Origin of the sequence: Streptococcus mitis, assembly GCF_047460035.1 — a bacterium.
GTDB classification, from domain to species: domain Bacteria; phylum Bacillota; class Bacilli; order Lactobacillales; family Streptococcaceae; genus Streptococcus; species Streptococcus mitis_DW.
The window spans coordinates 22,832-34,917 of sequence record NZ_JASHHB010000011.1; the positions used below are offsets into that span (position 1 = coordinate 22,832).

Here is a 12,086-nt window from a genome sequence, read left to right on the forward strand (position 1 = left end):
TTCTTTTTTTGCAAAAGAATACCAAAGAATAAAATAAAAAACGTTGTAAAAACAACGTTTTAGAAAGATTTACAAAACAATGTAAATTATCAATGGAGCCGGTGGGAGTCGAACCCACGTCCAAACATCTGCTAACATATTTGTCTACAACCATAGGTTATGTATTCGTTTAACAGTCCCTCGACACATAACTCAAGCCTAGAAACCGCGAGTCTATCAATCTCTTATCAAGCCGCTAGACAAGACTTGATCGTATCTCGCTAATAATAAGACCTGTCATTGAACACGAGCAATCCAAATCGGGTCACGCCTGCTGGTTTTTAGGCAGCTAGAGCGTAAGAAGTGTTATTTTTTGCAGTTATATTTAACTGAGCGTTTACGTCGCCACACGAGTCGCAAAATATGCCTCATAATGCCTGTCGAATCCGTAACGACCCCAAAAGACAATAAAACCATTATACCTTATCTAACACAAAAATGCAAAAAGGAAAGCAATTAACTACAAAAGATAGTCTTTCAAAGATTTTGTCAAAACCTGATAACCAGCAACACTAAGGTGCAACCCATCAGTTGTATAATCTTTTTTGAGTTGACCTGCCTGGTCTGTCAAACTATCAAAAACTGGCACAAATTCTACCTGCATATAGGCAGAAGCAAGCTCTTGATAGGCTTGATTCCATTTCTGAATTTTTTCATTCGTGCGGATATAGACTGTCTGCTTGTACTCTTCTCCCTCATTGACTGGCAAAATAGAAAGCAATTTAATCTCAGTCAATGGATAATCGCGAGCAATGGATTGTATGATAGCTTCGAGGTTATTGAGAGCCTCATTCACAGGCACATCTTTTCCGATATCATTTGTCCCAATTAAAAGGACAATTTTATCTACTGCTCCACCGTACAGATGCGCATCGAGGTTCTCAAGTAACAGCCCTGTCTGATAACCTCGAATGCCTCGATTGACAATCGTCTTTGAAGTTCCAAATAGCTCCTGTATAGGATAATACTCGACAATGGAATCCCCAATAAAAAGAACATCTGGCTCTACAACAGAAACCTGATTTAAGTGACGATACTTGGTTTGGATTTTTTCTTGTTCCTTTAGTAACCAATTTTCTAATAACTGTACTGCCACTTCATTCTCCTTTTTCTAACCAGTTTTCCAAGATTTGATAAACTCCTCCTTGGCTGTTAGCTGGCGCTAGAGCAGTAGCCACAGCTTTGGCTTTATCATCAGCATTTTCCATCGCATAGGCAATTCCAGCCATTTCAAGCATTTCAACATCATTTTCACTGTCACCAAAAGCCATGATTTGTTGGGAGGTCAAGTCCCAGCGCTTGAGTAATTCTTCCAAGCCCCATGCTTTATGAATTCCAGCTTGAAGGATATCAATGCAACCATAGCCACTCGATACAGCACGAACACGGCCATCAAAGAGGTCATTGATTTCTTCCAAGACCGAACTCAAACGTTCCTCACCAACAACCATACTCATCTTGAGCACACCACCAAAGAGGTCAGAGGTTAATTCGTCCACAAATTGCATCCGTTGGTAGAATTTTTCAATCATTTCTGGAGTCATAAAACTTTCAAGGTCTGTAAAAATCGTACCTTCTTTGACGAAACCACCCTTCATAGACGTTACAACAAACTGATCCTGACACGCTCGACCCTTAAAATGAGCCAAAGCCTTATCGACAATGGCATCATCCCAAGTCTGAGCCTGAATCAGTTCATTGTTTTCAAAAATACGAGCACCGTTTGCAACGACCAGAACCACTCGATCGACCAAGTGCTCCAGTAGTTGCCTCATGCGGTGAATTTCATTCCCAGTCGCAATGACAAAACGAATACCCCTTTGATCCAACTGATCTAAAATCTTTTCCAAACGTGGGAGATCAAGCTGGCCTCTAGCATCCAGCAAGGTCCCATCCATATCTGTTGCAATTACCTTAATCGTCATTTACTTTCCTCTGGATTCAAGCTAGTCCCACTTCAATCCCACATGTTCGTTCATTTCTTTGTAGGCTGTATCAATTCGTTCCTTAGTCGCTTCATCTAACTGGTCACGATGACTACCACCCTCGATAAAATCTTCTAAGATATAAGTTTGGTATAGGAATAGTGGATAACCTTCTGGAGAATAGGTTCCTTTCGGTGTACGATTTACCCAAGAAGGATGTGCTTTGGCAGTTTCGATTGTCGTCTTGCCATCCTTTTTCTTAATGGTCACATCCATAAGAACACCACGCTCTGTCCACTTAGCATTCTCTTCATCTTGCATGGTTTCAATTCGTTGATTGGAAATGAAATTCCCCATTGAATAGATAATGAGTTTCTTGTCTCCATCTTTTTCAACCGTTTCAGATGGTTCAACTACGTGAGGGTGCCCTCCAAAGATAATATCAGCTCCCCAATCAATCATCTTGTGATAAAGAGCCTTTTGTTCTTCAGTTGGTTCCAAGCGATACTCCACACCCATTTGAGGCATGATAATGGTAATATCCGCTTCCTTCTCAGCCCGTTCAATTTCAGCCTTCATCTTGTCTTCATTTAGGTCTGAAAGATAGCGGTTATAGTCTTCTTGAGAAATACTTTGCTCAATTCCATTAAAACCATAAGAATAGGCCAAAAGTGCAACCTTGATGCCGTTCACTTCCTTGATAACCAGTGGAGCTTGATCACGGGACTCATGCGTATACACTCCAATCGGTGTCATTCCTGCCTTCTCAATAGCATCTGCTGTTGAAACCACACCTTCTATTTGTGAATCTAGGATATGGTTATGCGCCAAGTCTAGCACTTGATAACCGGCATCCTTGATGGCATCCATAACTTCGCCAGGTGCATTAAAGAGAGGATAACCTGCCAAATAGTGGTCCTTGTTAACAGTGCCTTCAAAATCACCTATAATCAAGTCTGCTTGTTTGAGCCATGGTTTCACATAATCAAAATTTTCATGAAAATCATAGGTACCATCTTCTTTTAAGGCAGAACGATAGATGGGAATATGATAGAGGAGGTCCCCGTTTGCCATAATTCTAGCAGTTTTTTCCTCCTCCTGATCTTTAGCATTTTGATTGGTCTTATTTGCTTCTTGAGAAATGGCATCCTTTTTTTGACTGGTCAAGGGGATTCCTTGGAAACTTTCAAACAACAAGACCAAACCCATTGATAAAGCAACAGCTAGCAAGAGTATCGCCACAAATCCCTTATTACTCCACTTGCGGTAACTCCTAAAAAAGTTTACAAAACCCCTCATAAAACGAAAAACTGGTCCACGTTTATGTCTATCTTGTCTTCTTTGCATCTTCATTCTCCCCACTTTCTAATGCAAGCCTTTTCTTTTTATTATATCACAGATAAGTAATTCTTTCACAATTGAATCGAACCTAGTAGGCATTTTCTATAAAAGCTCGATGCCGTAATGCTTTCAATCCTTGTCATTTTGTGATATCATGTAGAGGTAATGAAAGGAGAGAAAATGTCTGCTATAGAACGTATTACAAAAGCTGCTCACTTAATTGATATGAACGATATTATCCGCGAAGGGAATCCTACTCTACGCGCGGTTGCTGAGGAAGTCACTTTCCCCTTGTCTGATCAGGAAATCATCCTTGGCGAAAAGATGATGCAATTCCTCAAACATTCCCAAGATCCTGTCATGGCTGAAAAAATGGGACTACGCGGTGGGGTTGGACTTGCTGCCCCTCAATTAGATATATCAAAACGTATTATCGCTGTTTTGGTGCCAAACATTGTCGAAGAAGGCGAAACTCCACAGGAAGCTTACGACTTGCAAGCTATTATGTACAATCCAAAAATCGTCTCTCACTCTGTTCAAGACGCTGCTCTTGGTGAAGGAGAAGGTTGCCTGTCTGTTGACCGCAACGTACCTGGCTATGTAGTTCGCCATGCCCGCGTTACGGTTGACTACTTTGACAAGGATGGAGAAAAACACCGTATCAAACTCAAAGGCTACAACTCCATCGTTGTTCAGCATGAAATTGACCACATTAACGGAATCATGTTTTACGATCGTATCAATGAAAAAGACCCATTTGCAGTTAAAGATGGTTTACTAATTCTAGAATAAAGAAAATCCCGTTGCAAGACGGGGTTTTGTGTTATAATAGAGGCATGAAAACAAATGATATTGTCTATGGCGTCCACGCCGTTACCGAAGCCCTCCTTGCAAACACAGGAAACAAACTTTACCTCCAAGAAGATCTCCGAGGTAAGAATCTTGAGAAAGTCAAGGAACTGGCTACAGAAAAGAAGGTGTCCATTTCTTGGACTTCAAAAAAATCCCTCTCTGAGATGACCGAAGGTGCTGTCCACCAAGGTTTTGTTCTACGAGTATCTGAATTTGCCTATAGCGATCTAGATCACATTCTTGCCAAAACGCGTCAAGAAGAAAATCCACTTCTATTGATTCTGGATGGCTTAACTGATCCTCACAACTTAGGCTCCATCTTAAGAACCGCTGATGCGACCAATGTTTCAGGAGTCATCATTCCCAAGCACCGTGCTGTCGGAGTTACTCCTGTCGTTGCTAAAACGGCCACAGGTGCTATTGAACACGTTCCGATTGCCCGAGTAACCAATCTCAGTCAAACTTTAGATAAACTCAAGGATGAAGGCTTCTGGACCTTTGGAACAGATATGAATGGGACTCCTTGCCATAAATGGAATACAAAAGGGAAAATCGCCCTCATCATCGGAAATGAAGGAAAAGGCATTTCTAGCAACATCAAAAAACAGGTCGATGAAATGATTACCATTCCGATGAATGGACATGTTCAAAGTCTTAATGCCAGTGTTGCTGCAGCCATTCTCATGTACGAAGTTTTCCGAAATAGACTATAAAAAAGTTTCCAGTCATCTGATTGGAAACTTTTTATGATTAACTATGTTCGGTGATAAACTTGTAAGCTTCTTGACCAGCGATAGCTCCATCTCCAACTGCTGTTGTTACTTGGCGGAGGTCCTTCAAGCGAACATCTCCAACTGCAAAGATACCATCAACTGCAGTTTTCATGTGGTTATCTGTCACAATCCATCCTGCCTGATCTTGGATATTCAATTCTTTAACAAAATCGCTAAGAGGGTCCAAACCAACATAGATAAAGACACCTCCGAAGGCTTGTTCTGTCACTTGACCTGTTTTTACATTTTCAAAAACGACAGATTCTACTCGGTTTTCACCCTTAATTTCCTTCACTACAGAATCCCAGATAAAGCTGATTTTCTCATTAGCGAAAGCACGGTCTTGTAAAACGTTTTGTGCACGAAGTTGGTCACGACGGTGAACAATGGTAACAGTCTTAGCAAAACGAGTCAAGAAGAGGGCTTCTTCAACAGCTGAATCTCCACCACCAACTACCAACAAATCTTGGTCACGGAAGAAAGCACCATCACACACGGCACAGTAAGAAACACCACGACTGTTCAGTTCTTCTTCTCCAGGTACTCCCAAAGGACGGTGTTTAGAACCAGTTGCTACGATAACTGTACGTGTTTCATATGTTTGGACATCAGTCATCACTTTCTTAAAATCACCATGGTCTTCTACATTTTCAACATAACCATAAATGTGCTCAACACCAAGATTTTCAAGCGGTTCAAACATTTTTTCTGCCAATTCTGGCCCACTAATATTAGCGTATCCTGGGTAATTTTCGATATCAGAGGTATTATTCATCTGACCACCTGGCAGACCACCTTCAATCAAGCCTACTTTGAGATTGCTTCGAGCAGCATACAAGGCTGCAGTCATTCCTGCAGGACCAGCACCGATAATAATAGTATCGTACATATAGTTTCCTTCTTTCTTGTTGTAACTATCTTTATTCTAACTCTTTCTTGTCAATCATGCAAGGATTATGCCTTGAAAACAAGAATTAAACTCATAACCGCAAAGGATAATACTGGAACAACCAAGACACCAATCATAATCATATCATAGAGATGTGCTTGGCGAGCCTTGGCTGTCTTATCAACTCCCGACATGGCTCTCAGTCCAATCCAAATCCCTAAAAAAATCAGGACGAGGATGGTAGTCAAGATCAAACTCTCGAAATATAAAGAAAATAGTTGCAGTAGCATGATTTCTCTCATTTCTATCTTTTTTAAAGAGTAAACTCAGCTAGTCCAGCTAACTGAGTTTTCCTTTATCTATTATATCAAATATAAGTCCGTTTGTAACTAGCAAAGAATTCTTTTGTCCGCTCTTCTTTAGGATAGTGGATAATCTCATCCGGAGTTCCAGACTCAATGATTTTTCCCTTATCTAAGAAGAGAATCTTATCAGCCACTTGGGCTACAAAGGACATATCATGACTAACCAAAATCATAGTTTGACCTGACTTAGCAGCATCTGCAATAGATTTTTCTACTTCACCAACCAATTCTGGGTCAAGGGCTGAAGTTGGTTCGTCTAAGAGCAAGACATCTGGTTTCATAGCGAGTGCACGCGCTAAGGCAACCCGTTGCTTTTGTCCACCTGATAAATGTCGAGGGTAATGGTTTTCACGGTCAGAAAGCCCAACCTTAGCCAACTCTTCCTTGGCAATCTTAGTTGCTTCTTGGTCAGATAATTTCTTGACAACAACCAAGCCTTCTTTCACATTATCAAGTGCCGTGCGGCGTTCAAACAAATTAAACTGTTGGAAAACCATAGACAGCTTACGGCGTAGGGCAAGGATTTCTTCTTGAGTGATTTTAGAAAAATCAACTGAGAAATCATCAATCTGAATAGAGCCACTGTCAGGTGTTTCAAGATAATTGAGACTGCGAAGGAAGGTTGATTTTCCAGCTCCTGAAGAACCAATCAAGGCTACAACTTCCCCTTTTTGAATATCTAAGTCCAGATGATCCAAGACAGTCTGTCCTGAAAAGGATTTGCTTAAATTCGAAATCTTAATCATTAACGAAGGTCTCCTTTCACATCTGCTTGCACTGTATCGGGTGCAGAAATAGCCATTTTTCTCTCGATGAAACGACCGAGGCTCTCAATACCGATATTTACTACCCAATAAACAAGGGCAACGGAGATGAACCGTTCAAAGTAACGATAATCAGCTCCACCCAGAATCTGAGCTTGGGCAAAGACTTCCACAACACCCGCACTAAAGGCTAGAGAAGTTCCCTTGGTCAAGCCGATTAGGGAATTAATCAAGGTTGGAGTCGCCACAACGGCCGCATTTGGAATAATCACGCGACGATAAACTTGCGCTCGGGTCATACCCAAACTACGTGCCGCCTCAATCTCACCAGGATTAACTGAGAGAATGGCTGCACGAATGGTTTCACTAGCATAAGCTGCCTCATTAAAAGCAAAGGCAACAATCGCAAAAGCAGCTGCTGGAATAGCATTGATATTGAAACCAGTTCCCCATTGCTGATTGAGGGCTTTCAAAGCCAAAGGGATTCCGTAGTAGGTCAACATGAGTTGCACCAAAATCGGTGTCCCTTTTAAGAAACTAACAAAGAAGGCCTGCAAGGGATATAAAATCTTGACACGATTGATCTTCACAATGGCAAAAAGAAGTGCCAAAACCAAACCAAAAAGAGCACCACCAATTGTCAACATAATCGTTGTTGGAAGTTGTTGGACAATTCTCGGAATTCCATCAAAGACCGAACGCAGGCTAAACAGCTTGCCATCTGGAATCAATTGCATCAAGTTTTGGTACCAATCTGATGCTAAAATCGTTGTAACATTCATAAAAACATCCTCTCCTGATAATGATTCATTCTACCATACTTCTGCCGTCAATGAAATTATTTGCTACGGTCAGGTACAGACTTTGTCTACCTACTAGTTTATCATACTTTGAAACAGGGAGGTTATATATTTTATCTATCAAAGAGATAAGTAAAAACTATTTCAATCCCAATTCTTCATAAGGTTTTCGATAACCGATTTGCTTAACAGTTCCATTTTCTACTAAAATGGGCCGTTTTAACAACATACCGTCACTTGCTAGCAACTCAGCTGCTTCTTGGTTTGACAGGCTTCCTACCTTATCTTTCAGCCCCAATTCACGGTATTTAATCCCACTAGTGTTGAAAAATTGCTTCAACTCGAACCCTGAGGTTTCTAGCCAGTTTAAAATGACTTCTTGGCTAGGTGTTTCTTCGACGATATGAACGGCTTTATAGTCCACACCGAGTTGGTTTAATTCTTGTTTTGCTTTTTTACAAGTTGAACATTTTGGGTATTCGATAAATTCTAACATGTCTTTCACTTTCTATTTTATATCTTTAAAATCTGCGCCTTCATGCTCCAAGAGCCAAGCTTTCTTTTCCACTCCTGCAGCATACCCTGTCAGACGCTTACCTGCGCCCAGCACACGATGACAAGGTACTAGGATAGACCAAGGATTGCGCCCCACTGCTCCACCAATTGCTTGAGCAGAATCCACTTGTAGCTCTTGGGCTATTTGTCCATAGGTCACTGTCTGACCATAAGGAATTTCCTGTAAATAGGACCAAACTCGCTTTTCAAAATCCGTTCCGATTGGAGCCAAGGGCAAGTTGGATAAATCCTGAGACTTGCCTTTAAAGTAAGCATCTAAGCAAGTAATAACTGGATCTAAAATGGGATGACTAACAACTGCTTCTATCGTTTCATCTCCTAGTCCCCTCTCAAAATGCTTCTGCTCCTGCACCCAAATGCCATACAAATATTGCTCGTCGGCAACCAAAGACAAGGTTCCTATTGGCGAAAAGTAGAGTATTTTTACGTACTTCTTTTGCATTATTTCTTCAATTTTTGATAGGCCAAGCGTTCGCCATCAACTGGAACCTTACCAACCTGTTTAAAACCGAGTTTTTCAAAGATATGCTGCATGACCTTGTTTGCAACATGCGTATCTGAGCGAAAATCTAGGTAATCAAATCCTTCAATTAAGCCTTCCAGGAAAGTCTGAGCAACCCCCTGTCCCTGGACATCTGATGCCACAGCAATACGGTGAAAGACTAGGTACTCTGACTCCCCAGCTTGCCAGTTGCCTTCATAAATGGCTTCATAGGCTGCCTCTGGACTCTTGGTCACAGCTGCATAAGCTAGTAGTTCTCCCTCTTCCAAGGCTACGTAGGCTTGACCTGAGATAATATCCTCAATAATAATATCAGCATTTGGATAGCCATTTTGCCACTGGTCACTACCAGCATCTGCTAAACATTTTTTAGCATCCTCCATCACCTGCATGATGGCATCTACTTCATTTGGAAAAGCTAAACGAATTTCCATCTTTTCTCCTCATTTCTGACTAGTTTCTCCCATCATAGCATAATTTAAGTCTTTCTACAAGCAGTTAAAACTTGACTTTCTGTTTTTATTATTTTATAATCTAGTTATTATAACTAGATAAAAAGGAGTCGGAAATGAAAACTACCTTTTCCTACCCAAAATGGGCAGAAATCCCAAATATTGACCTCTATCTGGACCAGGTTTTGCTCTATGTCAATCAGGTCTGCGCCCCTATCTCTACTGATAAAGACAAGGGCCTAACAGCATCTATGGTCAACAATTATGTCAAACATGGTTACCTGACAAAGCCTGACAAGAAAAAATACCAACGCCAACAGATTGCCCGTCTGATTGCTATCACAACCCTCAAGTCGGTATTCTCTATTCAAGAAATAGCCCAGACACTTAATACTCTACAAAGTCAAGCAAGTTCAGAGCAACTCTACGATGCTTTTGTGGACTACATGAACCAAGGAGTTGACCCAGCTAACCCTATCATCCAAACTAGCTGCCAAACTGTTAAACTCTATCATCAAACTCTAGCCTTAATCGATCATACTCAAGAGGAGGTAATCCAATGAACACTAGTCTTAAACTCAGCAAACAACTCAGTTTTGGAGAGGAGATTGCTAATAGTGTGACCCACGCTGTGGGTGCAGTCACAATGCTCATCTTACTCCCTATTTCATCCACCTATAGTTACGAAGCACATGGCTTTTTATCCTCTATCGGCGTTTCCATTTTAGTTATCAGTCTCTTTCTCATGTTCCTCTCATCCACCATTTACCACTCTATGGCCTATGGTTCGACCCACAAATACGTCTTGCGAATCATTGACCATTCGATGATTTATGTGGCTATCGCAGGCTCTTATACGCCAGTCGTCTTAACCTTGATGAATAACTGGTTTGGCTATCTAATTATTGCCATCCAGTGGGGAACGACCATCTTTGGTATTCTCTATAAAATCTTTGCTAAAAAAGTCAATGAGAAATTTAGCCTTGCTCTTTACCTGATTATGGGCTGGTTGGTTCTGGCTATCATTCCCGCCATTATCAGTCAAACAACGCCAATTTTCTGGAGTCTCATGGTAACTGGCGGACTCTGTTATACAGTTGGGGCTGGATTTTACGCCAAGAAAAAACCTTATTTCCACATGATTTGGCATCTCTTTATCCTAGCAGCATCTGCCCTCCAATACATCGCCATTGTTTATTACATGTAAAAAAGTTGAGAAATTCAATCTCAACTTTTTTCTTTACACATATTGATAAAGTACTGGTGCAAGCGCACATCATCAGTCAATTCCGGATGAAAAGAGGTTACCAGCATATTTTTTTCTTGGGCTGCAACGATTTGATTATCAACTGTTGCTAGAATTTCTACATCTTCTCCAACACTGCTGATAATTGGACCACGGATAAAGGTCATTGGAATCTGACCAACTCCCTTACATTCTGCTTCCGTATAGAAACTTCCTAATTGGCGCCCATAGGCATTGCGCTCGACCACCATATCCATAGTTCCTAGATGACTCTCATCCTGAGAAGTAATTTCCTTAGCCAGCAAAATTAAACCCGCACAGGTCCCAAACACTGGTAAGCCAGATAGAATTGCTTCTCGAATGGGAATCAGCATGTCCTGCTCACGTAAGAGCTTGCCCATGGTTGTAGATTCCCCACCAGGTAATATCAAACCCGACAAATCACTCTGATGTTGCTGAAAATCATCTAGATTTCTGATTTCAACACTCTCGACACCTAATTGATCTAGCACTTTTGCATGTTCTGCAAAGGCACCTTGCAAGGCCAATATTCCAATTTTCATCTATTTTCCTCGCTCAGCCATGAGAATTTGGATTTCATTTTCATTAATACCAACCATGGCTTCTCCTAAATCTTCAGAGATTTGAGCTAGGATTTGAGGATTACGGAAGTTAGTTACCGCTTTAACAATGGCACTCGCTCGTTTAACAGGATCTCCTGACTTAAAAATACCTGAACCGACAAAGACACCCTCTGCCCCTAATTGCATCATCAGAGCAGCATCTGCTGGCGTTGCAACACCTCCAGCCGCAAAGTTTACAACTGGCAATTTCCCATGTTCATGGACGTATTGAACCAATTCTACAGGGACTTGCAAGTCCTTAGCAGCAACATAAAGTTCGTCCTCACGTAGGTTTTGAATGCGGCGAATTTCCTGATTCATCATACGCATATGACGAACAGCTTGGACGATATCCCCCGTACCCGGTTCTCCTTTTGTACGAATCATAGAAGCACCTTCAGCGATACGACGCAAGGCTTCACCCAAATCCTTAGCACCACAGACAAAAGGAACTTGGAATTCTTTCTTGTCCACATGGAAACGGTCGTCTGCTGGAGATAAAACTTCACTCTCATCAATATAGTCAATCTCAATAGCCTCTAAAATCTGAGCTTCAACAAAGTGCCCGATTCTGACCTTGGCCATCACTGGAATACTAACCGCTTCTTGGATTTCCTTAATCATCTTTGGATCACTCATACGGGAAACACCACCAGCTGCACGAATATCAGCCGGAATCCGCTCCAAGGCCATCACAGCTGCCGCACCAGCAGCTTCTGCAATACGGGCCTGTTCAGGATTTTGAACATCCATGATAACGCCACCTTTAAGCATTTGTGCTAAGTTTTTATTTAATTCATAACGATTTTCAGTCATTTATTTTATCCTCATCATTTGTATTGGTAGCTACCATTTCATTTTAAGTTAGATTAGAATGAATCACAAGATAAAAAAACGATAATTGTATGGGTACACATTGACTAAAAAACTATCTGACCT

At 41.2% G+C, this 12,086-nt stretch carries 16 protein-coding genes and 1 other RNA gene; 4 read left to right on the top strand and 13 right to left on the bottom strand.

Translation table 11 applies throughout. The features are described from left to right. Positions 1-90: 90 nt before the first annotated feature. From ssrA to QM956_RS09260, 4 genes are all read right to left on the bottom strand, one after another. Positions 91-438, bottom strand: a transfer-messenger RNA (tmRNA) gene (ssrA, locus tag QM956_RS09245). A 61-nt stretch (positions 439-499) separates the two neighbouring features. Then, entirely contained in the window at positions 500-1,135 is a 636-nt protein-coding gene (locus tag QM956_RS09250; RefSeq protein WP_261020703.1) for an SGNH/GDSL hydrolase family protein, read from the bottom strand. 1 nt (position 1,136) lies between these two features. Beyond that, positions 1,137-1,964, bottom strand: coding sequence for an HAD family hydrolase (locus QM956_RS09255; RefSeq protein WP_000153519.1), 828 nt, complete (start codon positions 1,962-1,964; stop codon positions 1,137-1,139). Positions 1,965-1,985: 21 nt separating this feature from the next. Beyond that, positions 1,986-3,311 (bottom strand): CapA family protein, encoded by a 1,326-nt coding sequence (locus QM956_RS09260; RefSeq protein WP_414302457.1) that lies wholly within the window; start codon positions 3,309-3,311, stop codon positions 1,986-1,988. 174 nt (positions 3,312-3,485) lie between these two features. Between QM956_RS09260 and def the strand changes: the two genes are divergently transcribed. Both def and rlmB read left to right on the top strand, forming a co-directional pair. Continuing rightward, positions 3,486-4,097: a peptide deformylase gene (def, locus tag QM956_RS09265; protein ID WP_001272956.1), complete on the top strand. Its 612-nt coding sequence runs from the start codon at positions 3,486-3,488 to the stop codon at positions 4,095-4,097. Between the two features lie 44 nt (positions 4,098-4,141). Then, the gene (gene rlmB, locus QM956_RS09270; RefSeq protein ID WP_247928496.1) at positions 4,142-4,870 is read left to right on the top strand and encodes a 23S rRNA (guanosine(2251)-2'-O)-methyltransferase RlmB; all 729 of its coding nucleotides are present in this window, start codon (positions 4,142-4,144) and stop codon (positions 4,868-4,870) included. A 37-nt stretch (positions 4,871-4,907) separates the two neighbouring features. Here rlmB and trxB read toward each other — a convergent pair whose 3' ends face one another. The 7 genes from trxB to QM956_RS09305 all read right to left on the bottom strand — a co-directional run bounded on the left by trxB (position 4,908) and on the right by QM956_RS09305 (position 9,260). Next, the gene (gene trxB / locus QM956_RS09275) at positions 4,908-5,819 is read right to left on the bottom strand and encodes a thioredoxin-disulfide reductase (protein ID WP_414302458.1); all 912 of its coding nucleotides are present in this window, start codon (positions 5,817-5,819) and stop codon (positions 4,908-4,910) included. A 65-nt stretch (positions 5,820-5,884) separates the two neighbouring features. After that, entirely contained in the window at positions 5,885-6,109 is a 225-nt protein-coding gene (locus QM956_RS09280) for a DUF4059 family protein (RefSeq protein WP_000926599.1), read from the bottom strand. Positions 6,110-6,186: 77 nt separating this feature from the next. Further along, positions 6,187-6,930, bottom strand: coding sequence for an amino acid ABC transporter ATP-binding protein (locus tag QM956_RS09285; protein WP_227325641.1), 744 nt, complete (start codon positions 6,928-6,930; stop codon positions 6,187-6,189). Then, positions 6,930-7,730: an amino acid ABC transporter permease gene (locus tag QM956_RS09290; protein ID WP_227325640.1), complete on the bottom strand. Its 801-nt coding sequence runs from the start codon at positions 7,728-7,730 to the stop codon at positions 6,930-6,932. The genes QM956_RS09285 and QM956_RS09290 overlap by 1 nt, the downstream gene beginning before the upstream one ends. 157 nt (positions 7,731-7,887) lie before the next feature. Beyond that, a complete protein-coding gene (locus QM956_RS09295; RefSeq protein ID WP_000889092.1) occupies positions 7,888-8,244 on the bottom strand; it encodes an arsenate reductase family protein in 357 nt (118 codons plus the stop codon). Positions 8,245-8,256: 12 nt separating this feature from the next. Further along, complete coding sequence (locus QM956_RS09300; protein WP_227325639.1) at positions 8,257-8,766, bottom strand: methylated-DNA--[protein]-cysteine S-methyltransferase; 510 nt, start codon at positions 8,764-8,766, stop codon at positions 8,257-8,259. Beyond that, positions 8,766-9,260 (bottom strand): GNAT family N-acetyltransferase, encoded by a 495-nt coding sequence (locus QM956_RS09305; protein ID WP_227325638.1) that lies wholly within the window; start codon positions 9,258-9,260, stop codon positions 8,766-8,768. Before QM956_RS09305 ends, QM956_RS09300 begins: the two co-directional genes overlap by 1 nt. A 134-nt stretch (positions 9,261-9,394) precedes the next feature. On the opposite strand from QM956_RS09305, the gene QM956_RS09310 reads away from it, so the two are divergent. Both QM956_RS09310 and trhA read left to right on the top strand, forming a co-directional pair. Beyond that, positions 9,395-9,841, top strand: coding sequence for a DUF1836 domain-containing protein (locus QM956_RS09310; protein ID WP_414302459.1), 447 nt, complete (start codon positions 9,395-9,397; stop codon positions 9,839-9,841). Next, positions 9,838-10,485, top strand: a complete 648-nt coding sequence (gene trhA / locus QM956_RS09315; RefSeq protein ID WP_414302460.1) for a PAQR family membrane homeostasis protein TrhA — start codon at positions 9,838-9,840, stop codon at positions 10,483-10,485. Before QM956_RS09310 ends, trhA begins: the two co-directional genes overlap by 4 nt. Before the next feature lie 20 nt (positions 10,486-10,505). On the opposite strand, the gene pdxT is transcribed toward trhA, so the two are convergent. Together pdxT and pdxS are read right to left on the bottom strand one after the other, a co-directional pair. Further along, positions 10,506-11,087: a pyridoxal 5'-phosphate synthase glutaminase subunit PdxT gene (pdxT, locus tag QM956_RS09320; protein WP_414302461.1), complete on the bottom strand. Its 582-nt coding sequence runs from the start codon at positions 11,085-11,087 to the stop codon at positions 10,506-10,508. Continuing rightward, complete coding sequence (gene pdxS / locus QM956_RS09325) at positions 11,088-11,963, bottom strand: pyridoxal 5'-phosphate synthase lyase subunit PdxS (RefSeq protein ID WP_000138517.1); 876 nt, start codon at positions 11,961-11,963, stop codon at positions 11,088-11,090. It abuts the gene before it with no gap. Between the last annotated feature and the right edge of the window lie 123 nt (positions 11,964-12,086).

What these genes read in the sequence shown, in the direction of transcription:
- QM956_RS09260 (WP_414302457.1), bottom strand. Translation starts at nt 3,311, where the DNA reads ATGCAAAGAAGACAAGATAGACATAAACGTGGACCAGTTTTTCGTTTT.
- QM956_RS09280 (WP_000926599.1), bottom strand. Translation starts at nt 6,109, where the DNA reads ATGCTACTGCAACTATTTTCTTTATATTTCGAGAGTTTGATCTTGACT.
- QM956_RS09290 (WP_227325640.1), bottom strand. Translation starts at nt 7,730, where the DNA reads ATGAATGTTACAACGATTTTAGCATCAGATTGGTACCAAAACTTGATG.
- QM956_RS09255 (WP_000153519.1), bottom strand. Translation starts at nt 1,964, where the DNA reads ATGACGATTAAGGTAATTGCAACAGATATGGATGGGACCTTGCTGGAT.
- def (WP_001272956.1), top strand. Translation starts at nt 3,486, where the DNA reads ATGTCTGCTATAGAACGTATTACAAAAGCTGCTCACTTAATTGATATG.
- trxB (WP_414302458.1), bottom strand. Translation starts at nt 5,819, where the DNA reads ATGTACGATACTATTATTATCGGTGCTGGTCCTGCAGGAATGACTGCA.
- rlmB (WP_247928496.1), top strand. Translation starts at nt 4,142, where the DNA reads ATGAAAACAAATGATATTGTCTATGGCGTCCACGCCGTTACCGAAGCC.
- QM956_RS09305 (WP_227325638.1), bottom strand. Translation starts at nt 9,260, where the DNA reads ATGGAAATTCGTTTAGCTTTTCCAAATGAAGTAGATGCCATCATGCAG.
- QM956_RS09295 (WP_000889092.1), bottom strand. Translation starts at nt 8,244, where the DNA reads ATGTTAGAATTTATCGAATACCCAAAATGTTCAACTTGTAAAAAAGCA.
- QM956_RS09310 (WP_414302459.1), top strand. Translation starts at nt 9,395, where the DNA reads ATGAAAACTACCTTTTCCTACCCAAAATGGGCAGAAATCCCAAATATT.
- trhA (WP_414302460.1), top strand. Translation starts at nt 9,838, where the DNA reads ATGAACACTAGTCTTAAACTCAGCAAACAACTCAGTTTTGGAGAGGAG.
- pdxS (WP_000138517.1), bottom strand. Translation starts at nt 11,963, where the DNA reads ATGACTGAAAATCGTTATGAATTAAATAAAAACTTAGCACAAATGCTT.
- QM956_RS09285 (WP_227325641.1), bottom strand. Translation starts at nt 6,930, where the DNA reads ATGATTAAGATTTCGAATTTAAGCAAATCCTTTTCAGGACAGACTGTC.
- pdxT (WP_414302461.1), bottom strand. Translation starts at nt 11,087, where the DNA reads ATGAAAATTGGAATATTGGCCTTGCAAGGTGCCTTTGCAGAACATGCA.
- QM956_RS09300 (WP_227325639.1), bottom strand. Translation starts at nt 8,766, where the DNA reads ATGCAAAAGAAGTACGTAAAAATACTCTACTTTTCGCCAATAGGAACC.